Origin of the sequence: Bacillus halotolerans, from assembly GCF_001517105.1 — a bacterium.
Classification (GTDB): Bacteria; Bacillota; Bacilli; order Bacillales; family Bacillaceae; genus Bacillus; species Bacillus halotolerans.
This window is the reverse complement of sequence record NZ_LPVF01000012.1, coordinates 82,544-99,989: the sequence shown is the minus strand read 5'-3', so window position 1 is coordinate 99,989 and position 17,446 is coordinate 82,544. Positions and strand designations below refer to the sequence as shown.

16 protein-coding genes are annotated in these 17,446 nt (G+C 44.8%); 14 read left to right on the top strand and 2 right to left on the bottom strand.

Going from position 1 to position 17,446, the window contains the following annotated elements:
- Positions 1 to 147 precede the first annotated feature (147 nt).
- From AU387_RS15660 to AU387_RS15605, 12 genes are all read left to right on the top strand, one after another.
- Positions 148 to 564, top strand: coding sequence for a helical membrane plugin domain-containing protein (locus AU387_RS15660; protein ID WP_010333866.1), 417 nt, complete (start codon positions 148 to 150; stop codon positions 562 to 564).
- Positions 565 to 603: 39 nt separating this feature from the next.
- Positions 604 to 1,782: an NAD(P)/FAD-dependent oxidoreductase gene (locus AU387_RS15655; RefSeq protein WP_059336130.1), complete on the top strand. Its 1,179-nt coding sequence runs from the start codon at positions 604 to 606 to the stop codon at positions 1,780 to 1,782.
- Positions 1,783 to 1,982: 200 nt separating this feature from the next.
- Positions 1,983 to 3,404, top strand: coding sequence for a glucuronate isomerase (uxaC, locus tag AU387_RS15650; RefSeq protein ID WP_059336129.1), 1,422 nt, complete (start codon positions 1,983 to 1,985; stop codon positions 3,402 to 3,404).
- A gap of 73 nt (positions 3,405 to 3,477) precedes the next feature.
- Complete coding sequence (locus AU387_RS15645) at positions 3,478 to 4,857, top strand: MFS transporter (protein WP_059336128.1); 1,380 nt, start codon at positions 3,478 to 3,480, stop codon at positions 4,855 to 4,857.
- A 105-nt stretch (positions 4,858 to 4,962) separates the two neighbouring features.
- Entirely contained in the window at positions 4,963 to 5,976 is a 1,014-nt protein-coding gene (gene allD, locus AU387_RS15640) for an ureidoglycolate dehydrogenase (protein ID WP_059336127.1), read from the top strand.
- A gap of 4 nt (positions 5,977 to 5,980) precedes the next feature.
- Positions 5,981 to 7,000, top strand: a complete 1,020-nt coding sequence (locus AU387_RS15635) for a zinc-binding alcohol dehydrogenase family protein (RefSeq protein ID WP_059336126.1) — start codon at positions 5,981 to 5,983, stop codon at positions 6,998 to 7,000.
- A 23-nt stretch (positions 7,001 to 7,023) separates the two neighbouring features.
- Entirely contained in the window at positions 7,024 to 8,130 is a 1,107-nt protein-coding gene (gene uxuA, locus AU387_RS15630) for a mannonate dehydratase (RefSeq protein ID WP_059336125.1), read from the top strand.
- On the top strand, positions 8,099 to 8,935 hold the full coding sequence (locus AU387_RS15625) for an SDR family oxidoreductase (RefSeq protein ID WP_059336124.1): 837 nt from the start codon (positions 8,099 to 8,101) through the stop codon (positions 8,933 to 8,935). The genes uxuA and AU387_RS15625 overlap by 32 nt, the downstream gene beginning before the upstream one ends.
- 45 nt (positions 8,936 to 8,980) lie before the next feature.
- Positions 8,981 to 10,249 (top strand): MFS transporter, encoded by a 1,269-nt coding sequence (locus AU387_RS15620; RefSeq protein ID WP_059292967.1) that lies wholly within the window; start codon positions 8,981 to 8,983, stop codon positions 10,247 to 10,249.
- Between the two features lie 87 nt (positions 10,250 to 10,336).
- The gene (locus AU387_RS15615; RefSeq protein ID WP_059336123.1) at positions 10,337 to 11,338 is read left to right on the top strand and encodes a LacI family DNA-binding transcriptional regulator; all 1,002 of its coding nucleotides are present in this window, start codon (positions 10,337 to 10,339) and stop codon (positions 11,336 to 11,338) included.
- A 78-nt stretch (positions 11,339 to 11,416) separates the two neighbouring features.
- The gene (locus tag AU387_RS15610; protein ID WP_059336122.1) at positions 11,417 to 12,856 is read left to right on the top strand and encodes a tagaturonate reductase; all 1,440 of its coding nucleotides are present in this window, start codon (positions 11,417 to 11,419) and stop codon (positions 12,854 to 12,856) included.
- Positions 12,853 to 14,346 (top strand): UxaA family hydrolase, encoded by a 1,494-nt coding sequence (locus AU387_RS15605; protein WP_059336121.1) that lies wholly within the window; start codon positions 12,853 to 12,855, stop codon positions 14,344 to 14,346. The genes AU387_RS15610 and AU387_RS15605 overlap by 4 nt, the downstream gene beginning before the upstream one ends.
- Before the next feature lie 38 nt (positions 14,347 to 14,384).
- Here the strand turns inward: AU387_RS15605 and AU387_RS15600 are convergent, their stop codons facing one another.
- Complete coding sequence (locus AU387_RS15600) at positions 14,385 to 15,149, bottom strand: sulfite exporter TauE/SafE family protein (RefSeq protein ID WP_044156273.1); 765 nt, start codon at positions 15,147 to 15,149, stop codon at positions 14,385 to 14,387.
- Positions 15,150 to 15,486: 337 nt separating this feature from the next.
- Positions 15,487 to 15,951, bottom strand: coding sequence for a DinB family protein (locus AU387_RS15595; protein ID WP_059292963.1), 465 nt, complete (start codon positions 15,949 to 15,951; stop codon positions 15,487 to 15,489).
- A 203-nt stretch (positions 15,952 to 16,154) separates the two neighbouring features.
- Between AU387_RS15595 and rapA the strand changes: the two genes are divergently transcribed.
- Positions 16,155 to 17,291: a response regulator aspartate phosphatase RapA gene (gene rapA / locus AU387_RS15590; protein WP_082687929.1), complete on the top strand. Its 1,137-nt coding sequence runs from the start codon at positions 16,155 to 16,157 to the stop codon at positions 17,289 to 17,291.
- Positions 17,281 to 17,415, top strand: coding sequence for a phosphatase RapA inhibitor PhrA (gene phrA / locus AU387_RS15585; RefSeq protein WP_044156269.1), 135 nt, complete (start codon positions 17,281 to 17,283; stop codon positions 17,413 to 17,415). Before rapA ends, phrA begins: the two co-directional genes overlap by 11 nt.
- The last annotated feature ends 31 nt before the right edge of the window (positions 17,416 to 17,446 follow it).

The window sequence follows — 17,446 nt, the reverse complement described above, 5'->3', positions numbered from 1 at the left end:
AAAAACTGGGTAGTAAACATTTATTTTTGCGAATGATTGTGCACGAATTCACAATCCTTCTTCTCATGCTTTCAAACATGAGATCAGGGAGAGGCACTACCCTTTCCAAAAAATCAGCATACTGCTTATAGTAAAGGAGAATTGGATATGCCAGAAACAATCGATCAAACAAATGCGTCTGTCAGCCAAAGCCAGCAAGATCTTATTGATCAGCTGTTAAAGCCAGAAGTTCAAGAATCACTGACTGTTTTAGTTGACCAGCTTCCAAAGCTGACTGAGTTAGTGAATATTTTAACGAAGTCTTATGATTTCGCTCAGTCTGTTGCGACTGACGAAGTATTGAAAAGCGATACAGTCGGTGCAATCACTGAAATTCTCGAACCTGTAAAAGAAACAGCAAAAGAAGTGGCTGCGACTGCAATCGAAGCGAAAGACCGCGCGGATGCTAGCAACGAAACGATTGGACTTTTCGGCCTGTTGCGCATGCTGAAAGATCCTCAAGCTCAAAAGCTGTTCCGTTTTGCTAACAGCTACCTTGAAATCATGAACGAAAAACAAAAATAATCTCAGATTCAAATTGATATAAAGGACGGAGGATATACGATGTCAAAACATATTGTCATTTTAGGCGCTGGTTATGGCGGTGTTCTTTCTGCTTTAACAGTTCGCAAACATTACACAAAAGAACAAGCACGCGTGACAGTGGTAAACAAATACCCAACTCACCAAATCATTACGGAATTACACCGTCTTGCAGCAGGCAACGTGTCTGAAAAAGCGGTTGCAATGCCGTTAGAAAAACTTTTCAAAGGCAAAGACATTGATCTTAAAATCGCGGAAGTCAGCTCTTTCTCTGTTGATAAAAAAGAGATTGCGCTTGCTGACGGTTCTGCATTAACTTACGATGCGCTAGTAGTAGGCCTTGGTTCTGTCACTGCTTACTTCGGCATCCCAGGACTTGAAGAAAACAGCATGGTTCTTAAATCTGCTGCTGATGCTAACAAAGTTTTCAACCACGTTGAAGACCGTGTGCGCGAGTACTCTAAAACGAAAAACGAAGCGGATGCAACAATCCTTATCGGCGGTGGCGGCTTAACAGGCGTTGAGCTTGTCGGTGAGCTTGCTGACATCATGCCGAATCTTGCGAAAAAATACGGCGTAGACCACAAAGAAATCAAATTAAAATTGGTTGAAGCAGGTCCGAAAATCCTTCCTGTTCTTCCGGATGATCTTATCGAACGCGCGACTAAAAGCCTTGAAAAACGCGGCGTTGAGTTCTTAACAGGCCTTCCTGTTACAAATGTAGAAGGAAACGTGATTGATCTGAAAGACGGATCAAAAGTTGTTGCCAACACATTTGTTTGGACTGGCGGCGTACAAGGAAATCCTTTAGTCGGCGAATCAGGTCTTGAAGTGAACCGCGGCCGTGCGACAGTTAACGATTTCCTTCAATCTACATCTCATGAAGATGTATTTGTTGCCGGTGACAGCGCTGTTTACTTTGCGGCAGACGGCCGTCCATACCCGCCAACTGCACAAATCGCATGGCAAATGGGTGAGCTGATCGGTTACAACCTATTCGCTTACTTAGAAGGAAAAACACTTGAAACATTCCAGCCAGTAAACTCTGGTACACTTGCAAGTCTTGGACGCAAAGATGCGGTAGCCATCATTGGTGCTAATTCTACACCGCTTAAAGGTCTTCCTGCTTCCTTGATGAAAGAAGCAAGTAACGTACGCTACTTAACACACATTAAAGGACTATTCAGCCTGGCTTACTAATCCTTTCTTGTAAAATCGGACATTGCCAAAAAGAGGTCTTTTCAGACAGCTTTACGGCAATGTCTTTTTTGCGCTTATTTGCTAACGTTAACATTTAAATTTTAAAAAGAGATTGATCCCAGAGGAATATAAAGGTAAAATAAAAACAAATCAAAATGTTAACGTTAACATTTTGAAATAGAATGAAAGACGGTGAGGACATGGAACCCTTTATGGGAGAAAACTTTTTGCTGAAAAATGAAACCGCTGTCAACCTCTATCACAATTATGCGAAAGACATGCCGATTATTGATTATCACTGCCATTTGAGTCCGAAAGAAATCTATGAAAATAAGAGATTTCAAAACATGACAGAAGCCTGGCTGTATGGAGACCATTACAAATGGCGCATCATGAGAGCCAATGGAATTGAAGAAACATACATTACAGGCGATGCAGCTGATGAGGAGAAGTTCATGGCATGGGCGAGAACAGTGCCGATGGCGATTGGCAATCCGCTCTACAATTGGACCCATTTAGAGCTGCAGCGATTTTTTGGGATTTACGAGATATTAAATGAGCAATCGGCGCCAAATATTTGGAAACGGACGAATGAACTGCTGCAAGGAGAAGGCTTCGGGGCAAGGGATTTCATTGTGAAATCAAATGTAAGAGTAGTATGCACAACCGATGACCCTGTCGATTCCCTTGAGTACCACCTATTATTAAAAGAGGACAAAGATTTTCCTGTCAGTGTGCTGCCGGGATTTCGGCCGGATAAAGGGCTGGAAATCAATCGCGAAGGCTTCCCGGATTGGGTGCAGGCGCTTGAAAAGGCTGCGTCACTTTCGATTACAACCTATGATGAGTTTTTGAAAGCTCTTGAAGAACGAGTGCGTTTCTTCCATTCAGTCGGCGGCAGAGTATCTGATCATGCGATTGATTCAATGGTGTTTGCCGAAACGGACAAAGAGGAAGCGGGCCTCATTTTTACCGCAAGATTAAACGGAGAACAGGTTTCTTACGAAGACGAGAAGAAATTCAAGACATATACGCTTCAATTTCTTTGCGGATTGTATGCTGAGCTTGACTGGGCGATGCAGTTTCATATCAATGCACTCAGAAATACGAATACGAAAATGATGAAGAAATTGGGGCCGGATACAGGCTATGATTCTATGAATGACGAAGAAATTGCGAAGCCTTTGTACAGACTGCTGAATTCAGTCGAAATGAAAAACCAGCTGCCGAAAACGATTTTATATTCGCTCAACCCAAATGATAACTATATCATTGCCAGCATGATAAATAGCTTTCAAGACGGCATCACGCCTGGGAAAATACAATTTGGCACAGCATGGTGGTTTAACGATTCCAAGGATGGGATGCTCAATCAAATGAAAGCGTTATCAAATGTCGGGCTTTTCAGCCGTTTTATCGGCATGCTGACTGATTCCAGAAGCTTTTTGTCGTATACACGCCATGAATACTTCAGACGGATTGTTTGCAATCTGATCGGCGAATGGGCTGAAAACGGCGAAGTGCCGAAAGATATGGAGCTTCTTGGCGGCATCGTACAAGGCATTTGCTATCACAATGCGAAACAATATTTTCGATTTCAAGAAGAAAAGGCAAACGTATAAAATAAGTTCCGGCTCAGATACGTCATACTGAGCGGACATCTCATCGAAAATTCTTAAGACACAGAGGTGGAAGATGCGAGCAGAACTGGAAAATAAGGTTGTGTCGATTGAAACGGAGAAGAGGCTTTCACTGAAAGAGAAAATGTCCTATGGCTTTGGTGATTTTGGGAACGGTTTTATGTTTGATTTAGGCCAAATCTATTTATTAAAGTATTTTACTGATGTGGCGGGAATCCCGGCTGCGATGGCGGGAAGTATTTTTTTAGTCAGCAAGCTCTTTGCGGCGGTAACAGACCCCATTGTCGGCTCATCAATTGATTATCGCAAAAACATCGGCAGGCGGGGGAAATTCAGGCCTTATTTATTAATCGGCAGCATTGTTCTTGCGGTGCTTACTGTTCTTATTTTTCTGTCCCCGAATGTATCAACGACAGGCAAGCTGATTTATGCGTATGCATCCTATATGCTGTGGGGCGTGGGCTATTCATTTGTAAACATTCCGTACGGCTCATTAGGAGCGTCGATGACTCAAAATACCGAAGATCGGACTTCTATCTCTACTTTTCGCCAAATCGGCTCACTCGGGGCTTTGTTTATCACGAGCGTGGCCGTCATGCCGCTGCTCGTCAAGTTTGATAACCCGAAGGTAGGCTATCCGGTGGTCATGGGATTGTTTGCTGTTCTCGGTGTGCTTTGGTTTTATATTTGCTATCGCAACTGCAAGGAACGTATTGTTATTGCGGAAGCGCCAAAAGAGAAATTAACATTTTCATCTGTCGTCAAAACGTTTATAACGAACAAACCGCTGTTAACCCTTGTCCTGATGACCATTTTTTCGATTTCCGCATACAACATTAAATCCGCAATGCTCGTATACTTCGCACAATATAACCTAGGCAATGTCGAACTGATGGCTTATATGAACTTTATCATTATTGGATCTTCCTTTTTGGGCGTCGTGTTTCTGCCAAAGCTCGTTAAGATGTTTGGAAAGAAACAAACCGCAATGTTCGGTTTCGGCATCAGCGTTGCCGCGGACCTGATCAACTTTATGCTTCCTTCAAATGTATATGTGTTTACCATCCTTGCAAGCATCGCGTTTATTGGGATCAGTATTCCCAATGGCATTACGTGGGCGCTTGTCTCAGATATCATTGACTACGGCGAGTGGAAATCCGGTGAGCGGAAAGAAGCAACGACATATTCCCTCTTTAACTTCTCGCGGAAGCTTGCTCAGTCATTGTCTGGATTTCTCTCGGGGATCGGATTGGGGCTTGTCGGATATATGCCGAACGTAGCCCAGACGGCACAGGCGCTGCTCGGCATTAAAGCGCTTCTTCTTCTGTATCCCGCTATTGCTTTGGCATTAGCTATGGTCATTATCGGTTTTCTTTATAAACTGACAGATCAGCAGCATGCACAGATTGTCGAAGAGCTTCAGCATAGAAACTGATCAAACAATCATATAAAGAATATTTTGAACAGTTCGCAAGTAATAATAATTTGTAAGGGTTTTCACTAAGTGATGAAACTGAAAGAAAGGAGGCTCTTTATTGAATTGAATACGGTAACGATTTCCGCTGAAGAAGCGAAGGAACTGGTTCAGCAAAAGCTGATCGGCGCCAATTTGAATGAACGAGATGCCGAAAAAGTAGCAGACGTGCTCATACACGCCGATTTACGCAATGTGAATTCTCATGGTGTTTTGCGAACAGAACATTATGTGAACAGGCTGAGGGCTGGAGGCATCAATCCAAAAGCGTGTCCCATTTTTAAAGAAACGGGGCCGGTGACAGGAGTGCTGGACGGTGATGACGGGTTCGGCCATGTGATTGCCGATAAGGCGATGGATCACGCCATTGAAATGGCAAAGAAAAATGGTGTTGGCATGGTCGCCGCGACAAACAGCAGCCATTGCGGAGCGTTAAGTTATTTTGTGCAAAAAGCGGCTGAGGAAAAACTGATCGGAATCGCTATGTCTCATACTGACAGTATTGTAGTCCCGTTTGGCGGGAGGTCTCCTTTTTTAGGCACGAATCCAATTGCTTACGGTGTGCCGGCAAAGCATAAAAAACCGTTTATCCTAGATATGGCAACGTCAAAAGTGGCATTTGGAAAGATACTGCAGGCGCGTGAAGAGGGCACAGAAATACCAGAAGGATGGGGAGTCGATGAAAACGGTGAGACGGTAACAGACCCTCACAAGGTCGTCTCACTTTCGACGTTCGGGGGTCCTAAAGGCTACGGGCTATCTGTTGTGGTGGATGTGTTTTCAGGTTTGCTGGCTGGGGCGGCTTTTGGGCCGCATATCGTTAAAATGTACGGCGATCTTGATCAAAATAGGAAGCTTGGACATTATGTTTGCGCGATCCATCCGTCCTATTTTACCGGACAAGATATGTTTTTAGAGCAGATGGACGCCATGCTTGATGAACTGCAGCAATCACCTCCGGCTAGAGGAGTCGAGCGAGTGTATGTGCCTGGCGAATTGGAGCAGCTGCACGAGGAAAGAAACAGGAAACACGGAATTTCAATTGCTCGGAGCGTGTATGAATTTTTAAAAAGCAGGTGAGGAAATGAAAGCGGTTCAAGTGCGAAAAGCGTATGATTTGGTGACAGCAGACATGGAAAAGCCTGTTCTTTCAAAGGCTGATGAAGTGCTCGTCAAAGTAAAACGAGTCGGAATTTGCGGTTCTGACATGCATATTTATCATGGCACGAATCCGCTTGCGACCCTTCCGAGAGTAATCGGACACGAGGTAACGGGAGAAGTGGAGGAGGTTGGTGCGAATGTTAAAGGCCTGAAAGCCGGAGACCATGTTGTGATTGAACCGATTTCTTATTGCGGAAACTGTTATGCCTGCCGTAAAGGCCGGCCGAATGTTTGTGCGAAGCTTTCTGTGTTTGGCGTTCATGAAGACGGCGGGATGCGGGAATATGTTGTGCTTCCTGAAAAGCAGCTTCACGCGGTTTCAAAAGAGCTGCCTTGGGAGGAGGCAGTTATGGCCGAGCCTTATACAATAGGTGCCCAGGCCGTTTGGCGGGGACAGGTGGAAAAGGGTGATCGCGTTCTGATTCAGGGAGCGGGGCCTATCGGCATCTGTGTGTTAAAAATGGCAAAGCTTGCGGGTGCTTCCGTCATGATAACCGACTTAAATCATGAGCGGCTGGCATTTGCTGCAGAAAACGGTGCCGACGCTGTTGTGAATGTTCAAACAGAACATGCGGCTGAGCGGGTTCGGGAATGGACGGGCAATGAAGGAGCCAATGTAGCCATTGATGCTGTCTGTCTCCCTGCGACTTTTGAGCTTTCCGTTGATGTTGTTTCTCCGGCAGGGCGTGTGGTGGTGCTTGGATTTGATGAGAGAGCGTCACAAATTCCTCAGCTCCCCATTACAAAAAAAGAAGTCACGATTACCGGCTCAAGACTCCAGACAAATCAGTTTCCGAAGGTTGTAAAGCTGCTGAATGAAGGCCGGTTAGCGCATAACGGGCTCGTCACCCATACGTTTTCAGTTGATGATGTCCATCACGCGTTTCAATTTATCAAGGAGCATCCCGATCAGGTGCGGAAGGCAGTGATCACATTTGATTAAAAGGCTCAATCCGGAGGTGCAGGATGAATATTACATTTCGATGGTATGGACGAGGCAACGATACAGTCACACTTGAACACGTGAAACAAATTCCCGGGGTGAAAGGCATCGTCTGGGCTCTTCATCACAAACCTGCCGGGGAAGTGTGGGAAATAGAGGAAATCAAAGCTGAGACGGAATATATACAATCCCATGGTTTTCATGCGGAGGTTGTCGAGAGCGTAAACGTTCATGAAGCGATTAAACTGGGCAGCGAAGAACGCGGCCGGTACATTGAACATTATAAGCAGACCATCCGCAATCTGTCTGCTTTTGGCGTGAAAGTGATTTGCTACAATTTTATGCCGATTTTCGACTGGACACGCACCGACATGTTCCGTCCGCTGGAAGACGGCTCAACCGCTCTGTTTTTTGAAAAAGCCAAAGTGGAGAGCCTGGAGCCTCAAGAGCTGATCCGGACGGTGGAAGACGCGTCTGACCTGACACTCCCAGGGTGGGAGCCTGAGAAATTGGCTCGGATCAAAGAACTGTTTGAGGCCTACAGGCCGGTCGATGAAGAACAGCTGTGGAACAATTTATCATTTTTTTTGAAGGAAATTCTGCCGGTTGCTGAAGCGCATGGCATTCAAATGGCCATTCATCCGGATGACCCGCCTTGGCCGATTTTTGGATTGCCGCGTATTATCACAGGAGAGGCAAGCTATGAGAAGCTGCGGGCCATATCAGACTCACCTTCTAACTGCATCACCTTATGTATCGGTTCCATGGGGGCCAATCCCGCCAATGACATGGTGGAAATTGCTAAAACATATGCAGGGCTTGCTCCATTTTCACACATCCGCAATGTGAAGATCTTTGAAAATGGGGATTTTATTGAAACGTCTCATCTGACAAAGGACGGTTCGATTAATATTCAAGGGGTCATGGCAGAACTGCACAAGCAGGATTACAACGGATATGTCAGGCCGGATCACGGTCGCCATATTTGGGGAGAGCAGTGCCGTCCGGGCTACGGCTTATACGATCGCGCTTTAGGCATCATGTATTTGAGCGGACTGTGGGACGCGTACGAATCAATGGCGAAAAAGAGGTGGAATGATGATTCCTCTTCATCATCGACTGGCAGGTAAAGTTGCTGTTATCACAGGGGGCAGCGGTGTGCTTTGCTCGGCCATGGCCCGGGAGCTTGCCCGCCATGGCATGAAGGTGGCGATACTGAACCGATCAGCTGAAACAGGACAAGAGGTTGTGAGGGAAATTACGAAAGCTGGCGGCACGGCATATTCCGTTTCTGCTGATGTGCTGGACAGGACGTCGCTAGAGAAGGCGAAGACTGATATCCTTGACCGATTTGGCGCTGTTCATCTCCTAATCAATGGAGCAGGAGGAAATCATCCCGCTGCGATTACTGATGTGGAGACATATGAAGAAGGAGGAGAAGGGCAATCATTCTTTGACATGGATGAAAACGGATTTTCAACTGTTTTTTCAACCAACTTCACTGGGGCATTTCTGGCTACCCAAGTATTTGGAAGGGAATTGCTGAAGGCAGACTCACCAGCCATTGTGAATATCTCATCAATGAGTGCTTATTCACCTATGACGAAGGTTCCGGCGTACAGTGCGGCCAAAGCATCAATCAATAATTTTACAATGTGGCTGGCTGTGCATTTTGCGGAAACCGGACTGAGGGTTAACGCAATCGCACCAGGCTTTTTTCTGACGAAACAAAACCACGATCTGCTGATCAATAAGGATGGAAGCTTTACAGACCGCTCTAAAAAGATTATTGCGGGAACACCGATGAAGCGATTTGGAAAACCGGAGGACCTGCTCGGTACGCTTCTTTGGCTGGCGGATGATTCCTATTCAGGCTTTGTCACCGGTATCACCGTTCCTGTCGATGGAGGTTTTATGGCTTATTCAGGAGTGTGACGAAAGCAGATACAGATACTGAACCAACATAGGGGTGAGGTTGAGATGTTTTCAAAAGATAAGCTTCCAGTCATCCTTTTTTTGTTCCTGGCTGGTGTGATTAACTATCTGGACCGTTCGGCATTGTCCATTGCAGCTCCATTCATTCAGGATGATCTCACACTGTCCGCTACACAAATGGGCTTGATTTTCAGCAGTTTTTCGATTGGATATGCCGTTTTCAATTTTCTTGGCGGTGTGGCATCCGACCGCTATGGAGCAAAACTGACCTTATTTGTGGCCATGGTCGTTTGGTCGCTGTTCAGCGGAGCAGTTGCATTGGCTTTTGGCTTTGTCAGCCTGCTGATCATACGAATTTTGTTTGGAATGGGGGAAGGGCCGCTTTCGGCGACTATCAATAAAATGGTCAATAACTGGTTTCCGCCGACTCAGCGGGCGTCAGCTGTCGGAGTCACAAATAGCGGAACGCCCCTTGGCGGAGCCATTTCCGGCCCAATTGTCGGCATGATCGCCGTTGCATTCAGCTGGAAGGTTTCCTTCGTTCTCATCATGATCATCGGATTGATTTGGGCATTTCTCTGGTTAAAATGCGTAAAAGAAAAGCCGGCTGAGCCAATGGGCAATGCACCTGCGATGAAAGTTGAAGCCGCTCCCGAGGAGAAAATTCCGCTGACCTTTTATCTGAAACAAAAAACAGTCTTGTTCACGGCGTTTGCTTTTTTCGCTTACAACTACATCCTCTTCTTCTTTTTGACGTGGTTTCCGAGCTATCTTGTCGAGGAGCGGGGATTAAGTGTTGGGTCAATGAGTGTCATCACAGTCATTCCGTGGATTTTAGGATTTATCGGCCTGGCAGCCGGGGGATTTGTTTCGGACTATGTATACAAAAAAACAGTCCGGAAAGGCGTGCTGTTTTCGCGTAAAGTCGTGCTCGTCACGTGTTTGTTTTCTTCCGCGGTATTGATTGGTTTAGCTGGGCTTGTCACCACAACTGTAAGCGCTGTTACACTCGTGGCTCTGTCTGTCTTCTTTTTATATTTGACGGGCGCGATCTACTGGGCTGTTATTCAGGATGTAGTCGACCAAAAGAATGTCGGTTCTGTTGGCGGATTCATGCATTTTCTCGCCAACACCGCAGGCATCATCGGTCCCGCTTTAACCGGCTTTATTGTCGACCGGACAGGTACTTTTTCTGGCGCATTTTTACTTGCCGGAGGGCTGGCCGTCTTCGCTTCACTGGCTGTCATCCGTTTTGTGCGGCCAATCATCGGCAGCGCAGCAGGAACACATGCTGATGATACGGTTTCTTATTAATCTGGAAATATCGTGGGAGAGGGGGTGTGTTTGATGATACAATATGTAATAACGAATCGCAGCCGGTATGATAAGGAAGGGAAATAGATGGTAACCATTAAAGATATCGCAAAACTTGCAAACGTATCCCACACAACCGTATCCAGAGCACTCAATAACAGCCCTTATATTAAAGAACACACGAAGAAAAAAATATTGGAGCTTGCTTCACAGCTCAACTATACACCGAATGTGAATGCAAAAAGCCTTGCAATGCAAAAATCTCATACGATCGGGCTTTTCTTTACAAGCATCACAAACGGAACCTCACACAGTTTTTTCGCTGATACCATAAAAGGCGTAAACCAGGCAATCAGCGAGGAGTACAATCTGTATGTGCGCGGCATTGATGATCTGAAAAGCTATGACTCTGTAACACCAATGAGATATGACGGCATTATTTTAATGAGCCAAAGTGATATTGATAATTCTTTTATTTATCATATTCGGGAAAAAAAGATCCCGCTCGTCGTGCTGAACCGGGATGTCGATGACAGGGGCATTACCAACATATTGTCCAATGACAAGGAAGGTTCTCAGGAAGCTGTAGAATACTTGATTAAAAACGGACATCAAGACATCGCCATCATTGAGGGAATCGAAGGATTTAAATCCTCTCAGCAGCGAAAGGAAGGCTACTTAGCGGCGCTGATTCGCCATCATATACCAATCAAACATGAATACAGTGTAAAAGGGCAATACGATATGGAGAGCGGCTTTCAGGCGATGGAACGCCTGCTGGCGCTTCCGAACACTCCAACCGCTGTCTTTTGTTCGAATGATGACATGGCGATCGGAGCAATGAATGCCATATTTGCCAAGGGGATGCGCGTGCCTGGTGATATATCTGTCATCGGATTTGATGATATTGGTTTTTCGCAATATATCACGCCAAGGCTTTCTACAGTGAAACGTCCTGTTGAAAAAATCAGTGTGCTCGGGGCAAAAAAATTATTGGCGCTGATCAGCACACCGGATACGAAAGCAGAAAAAATCTTTGAAAATACAGAGTTTATGGTGCGTGATTCAGTAAAAAATGTCACGACATGATGCCCCGTTTTTCCAGCGGGCATTCTTTATACTGAAAAATGTTAACGTGTGCATACATCTGAAAGGGAGGCAATGACGGTGCAAAAGCTGAATAAAAAATTGTACGAAAGCTATACACAGTATCCGGAAAAGATTCTCCAATTTGGGGAAGGAAATTTTCTGCGGGCGTTTGTCGATTGGCAAATTGAACAATTGAATCGACATACTGATTTCAATGGAAGTGTCGCCGTTGTACAGCCGAGAGGTTCAGAGAAAATCAAAAGATTAAATGACCAGGATGGCTTGTATACTCTTTTTTTACAGGGAATGAAGGATGGAGAAGCGGTAAACGAAAAGATGATTATCAATTCAATCAGCCGCGGGATTGATCTGTTTTCCGACTATGACGAGTTCAAAAAGTTGGCTTCAAACGAAGCACTGCGTTTTATCATTTCTAATACGACCGAAGCCGGTATTGTTTGTGAGAAAGAAGACCGCTTAGAGGATAGGCCGCAAAAAACATTTCCAGGGAAATTAACAGCTTTTCTGTACTTTCGCTACCAGGCTTTTGCCGGAGACGAGACAAAAGGGTGTGTCTTGATTCCGTGTGAGCTGATTGAGAATAACGGGCAAAAGCTGAAGGAAGCGATTCTGCATTATGCTGATCTATGGGAGCTGGAAGAGGGGTTTACGCAATGGATTCAGAACGCCAACACGTTTTGTAATAGTTTAGTAGACCGTATTGTTCCCGGTTTTCCTGTAGACAGCATGAATGAGATCACTGCGGAATTAGGCTATCAAGATGAACTGGTTGTTGTGGGAGAACAGTATTATTTATGGGTGATTGAAGGGCCGAATTGGATTGGAAAAGAATTGCCCTTTGCGGCAGCCGGTCTTCATACAAAGATTGTCAGCGATCTGACCCCATATCGGACGAAAAAAGTGAGAATTTTAAATGGCGCGCATACGGCAATGACGCCAGTTTCTTCTTTATACGGTTTGAAAACGGTGCGTGATTCAGTTGAACATCCGGCAGTGGGGCGCTTTGTTGAGGAGCTGATTCATGATGAAATACTTCCTGTTTTGAAATTGGAAGGGCTTACTCAATATGCGGAGGATGTGCTGAATCGCTTTAAAAACCCGTACATCAAACATTATGTGGAAAGCATTGGACTAAATTCAGTGTCAAAATTCAAAACGAGAAACCTGCCGACCCTCCAGGAATATGTTGAACAAAAGGGACAGCTTCCTGCACGTTTAGTGTTTTCATTCAGCGCGCTTCTGTATGTTTATCGAAAGAAGGAAATGCAGGATGACCCGGCTGTTCTTCAATTTTTCCAAGAGGTTTGGAATCAGGAGACCGGAGATATGCTCCGTATCGCTTCAGCCTTATTAGGAGAACAATGGCTGTGGGGAGCAAATCTGAATGAAATTCCGAAGCTGACTGAGAGAGTCGCTGATTACTTGAATCATATTCAAGAACTGGGAATGGAGCGGGCTCTTGAACAATGCTGTCTGCAAAGGGGGAAAGTGCTGTGAAATCATTTATAAAAATTCATAGACAGGATAATGTCTTGCTTGCTCTGCGTGATATTCGGAAGGGAGAGCTGCTGAACGCGGACGGCATATCGATTGAAGTAAAAGATGATATGAAAAGAGGCCATAAGATTGCACTGCAGCATATAAAGGAAAACGACAGCATCATCAAATACGGGTTTCCGATCGGGCATGCGTTAAAAGATATTTGTATTGGGGAGCATGTTCATGTTCATAATACAAAAACAAATTTATCTGATATCCAAACGTACAGTTATACACCGAGATTTGAACAAAATCCATACACACATGAGGACCGGACATTTAAAGGATATAGAAGAGAAAACGGCAATGCCGGTGTTCGCAATGAATTATGGATCGTGCCAACCGTCGGCTGTGTCAATGGAATAGCCGAAAAAATGCTCCAGCGGTTTGTCAGAGAAACGGGGGATATTGCCCCGTTTGACAACGTATTAGTGCTAAAACATCAATACGGATGCTCACAGCTTGGCGATGATCACGAAAATACTAGGCAAATCCTGCTGAACGCCATTCGCCATCCAAATGCCGGCGGTGTCTTGGTGCTGGGGCTCGGCTGTGAAAATAACGAGCTGGCAGCAATGAAAAAAGCGCTTCAGGATGTCAACAAGGATCGGGTGAAGTTTCTCGAATCCCAGTCGGTGACAGACGAAATGGAGGCAGGTGTCGCATTGCTGAAGGACATCCATGAAGCGGCCAAAGGGGATAAACGGGAAGACATCCCGCTTTCTGAACTGAAAATAGGGTTGAAATGCGGGGGATCTGACGGTTTTTCCGGCATCACAGCGAACCCATTGCTCGGACGATTTTCTGATTATATCATTGCGCAGGGAGGCAGCACGGTGCTGACGGAGGTGCCGGAGATGTTCGGGGCGGAAACGCTGCTGATGCAGCGGGCTGCCAATGAAGAGGTATTCCATAAGATTGTCGATTTAATCATTGATTTTAAACAATATTTTATACAGCATGATCAGCCGGTGTACGAAAACCCTTCGCCAGGCAACAAAGCAGGCGGCATTTCTACCCTTGAGGATAAATCGCTGGGCTGCACGCAAAAGGCGGGGATTTCTCCTGTCTCAGATGTATTAAAATACGGTGAAGTGCTTCAGACAAACGGACTGACACTATTGAGCGCGCCAGGCAATGATTTAATCGCCTCCTCCGCATTGGCTGCGGCCGGCTGTCACATTGTTTTGTTTACAACGGGGCGTGGCACGCCGTTCGGCACCTTTGTTCCAACTGTAAAGGTGGCGACGAATACACAGCTGTACGAGACGAAGCCGCACTGGATTGATTTTAACGCAGGCCTCTTAGCAGAGGATGATGTTCGTGAGGAATTTGTGCTTCGTGAGTTTATCGATTATATCACGAAGGTTGCAAGCGGAGAGCTTGTGAATCACGAAAAAAATGACTTCAGAGAGCTTGCCATTTTTAAATCGGGTGTGACGTTATAAACCAAGAAAGGCTATCCTGTACAGGATAGCCTTCTTGATTAAATCAGCTTCAAGCCGCTGATTAAGATAATGGATGCCATAATAAATTGCAGCGGACGGGGTGAAAATCTAGGTGAGAGATGACTGCCAACCAGCACCCCCGGTATGGAACCGATAAGCAAATTGGCCGCTAACAAATAATCAACGCTCCCGAAGCTTGCATTTAAAATACCTGCCGCAGTAACGAGCAGAAAAGCATGCGCAATATCTGTTCCGACAATGTCGGATGTTTTCATTTTAAATAAGTACAGCATAGCAATCGCAAACAACGAGCCGGAACCGATCGACGTTAAGCCGACGATAAATCCAAACACGACACCGATAAGAATCGTAAGCATCCGCTTATCTTCTAGCGGCATCAGCTGCCAGCGGTTCGGGCGAAGTTTTTTGTCCAGAAACAGGCGGACGATAATCGAAATGGCAACTAGGGTCAACACATAACCAAGAGCGTGTTTAATAATCTCTTCCTGATGCTGGTGGAAGGCGGGGAACAAATGAAGTATGCCAATGGCTATAGAAGCACTCGGAATACTGCCGATGGCTAAGTATTTTACCAATTTAAAATTGATTGTTTTCTGCCGCCAATGGGACGCAACACCAAACAGCTTGGTGATCGAGTTATAGACAAGGTCCGTACCGACCGCAATGGAAGGATTGATTCCAAGCACTATTAAAAGAGGAGTTAAAAGCGCAGCTCCGCCTACACCTGTCAATCCGACTAAGACACCGACTAACAAACCCATCAAAATGATGCTAACACTCATGATAAAGGCCTCCTGAAAAACCCGACTATTTTTATCAGATTATATATGATTAGGTCGCTTTAATCAATTAAATTTTTTGAATATTTGTACGTGTGTTTCTTTGATTTTTGTATGCTCAATATCTTTATTCATTTGCCCTATAATGAGTGTCAGGACGAGATGGGGTTGAGTTTGACCGGTTAAAACAGGTCATTCGGGGCGGTATTTGGCTGAATGAGGTCAGCCAGTCAGCTATATGCAAATACCGGCTGTCACTGGGAATCGCGGTGTATTGGATACGGTTGTGAACTGAAGGCAATAAAAAAAGATACCTTTAGATCAGGTATCTTTTTTTAGGTTACATACGCTGCTGATAAAACGGCAGCTCCGTATGACCCATTTCTCTTACATAAACAAACAGGTTGCCTTTATGGTGAATTTCATGCTCCATCGCAAGCTGAAGCAATGCGCTGCCAGTGACTTTTCTTCCGAAAGAGGCTGTCAGGTCAATTTCTCTGTCAAGGTGTTCCTCAGTCAGCTGCTCAAGGATGGCAGCCGTTTTTTCTGTATACGTTTTAGCCAAAACATTGAGATCTGTTTCTGTTTCTTCCTGCTGGTTTTGAAAAGGTGAGGCATTGCCTTCTTTAATGACATTTGCGAACAGATGGAAAGACGTCAGGATGTGCTTGACAAGCTCCTCTGCTGACATTGATGTTTCCGTCGGTTTGTAGCTGTAATGATTTTTGCTGATTTTTTCTGTCAGCTCAATCGTCACATTGCGATGTGACAAAAAGTGACTCACAATTTGAGTGGATTGGCTCAATAGAATCTCCTCCATATGTAAAAATAAATGGTGCAATGAAATCCTATATCAATGGGCATAAATTAACAAGCAATATGCTGAGAAGTGATTGTATTTTTTTGCGGTTAGCCGAAATTCGACAATTGCGGTCTTTTTGCGTTCTTCTTTTTCTTGTAAATATGATAAAATATGACATATCTCGGGTATATAAAAGGGGGGATTAATTGAGGATGAAGCAGACTATTCCGTCCTCTTATGTCGGGCTTAAAATTAATGAATGGTATACCCATATCCGGCAGTTTCACATAGCTGAAGCCGAACGGGTCAAGCTCGAAGTAGAAAGAGAAATCGAGGATATGGAAGAAGATCAAGATTTGCTGCTGTATTATTCTTTAATGGAATTTAGGCACCGTGTTATGCTGGATTACATTAAGCCTTTGGGAGAGGACACCTCGCAGCTAGAGTTTTCAGAATTATTAGAAGACATCGAGGGGAATCAGTACAAGCTGACAGGACTGCTCGAATACTACTTTAACTTTTTTCGCGGGATGTATGAATTTAAGCAGAAAATGTTTGTCAGTGCCATGATGTACTATAAGAGGGCAGAAAAGAACCTTGCCCTTGTGTCAGACGACATTGAAAAAGCTGAATTTGCTTTTAAAATGGCTGAGATCTTTTACAATTTAAAGCAGACTTATGTCTCTATGAGCTATGCCGTTCAGGCGTTAGAAACGTATCAGATGTATGAAACGTACACTGTCCGCAGAATCCAATGTGAATTCGTTATTGCAGGTAATTATGATGATATGCAGTATCCAGAAAGAGCATTGCCCCATTTAGAACTGGCTTTAGATCTTGCAAAGAAAGAAGGCAATCCCCGCCTGATCAGTTCGGCCCTTTACAATCTCGGAAACTGTTACGAGAAAATGGGTGAACTGCAAAAGGCAGCCGAATACTTTGAGAAATCTGTTTCTATTTGCAAGTCGGAAAAGTTCGATAATCTTCCGCATTCTATCTACTCATTAACACAAGTTCTGTATAAACAAAAAAATGATGCCGAAGCGCAAAAGCAATATTGTCAAGGATTGGAAATCGCCCGTCAGTATAGTGATGAATTATTCGTGGAGCTTTTTCAATTTTTACATGCGTTATACGGAAAAAACATTGACACAGAATCAGTCTCACACACCTTTCAATTTCTTGAAGAACATATGCTGTATCCTTACATTGAAGAGCTGGCGCATGATGCTGCCCAATACTATATAGAGAACGGACAGCCTGAAAAAGCACTTTCCTTTTATGAGAAAATGGTGCACGCACAAAAACAAATCCAGAGAGGAGATTGTTTATATGAAATCTAAATGGATGACAGGTTTGTTGCTCGTTGCGGTCGGGTTCAGCTTTACTCAGGTGATGGTCCATGCAGGAGAAACAGCAGATGCAGAGGGAAAAACATTTCATATTGCGGCACGCAATCAAACATGATGATGACGAGAAAAGACCCTCCGGTTGCGGA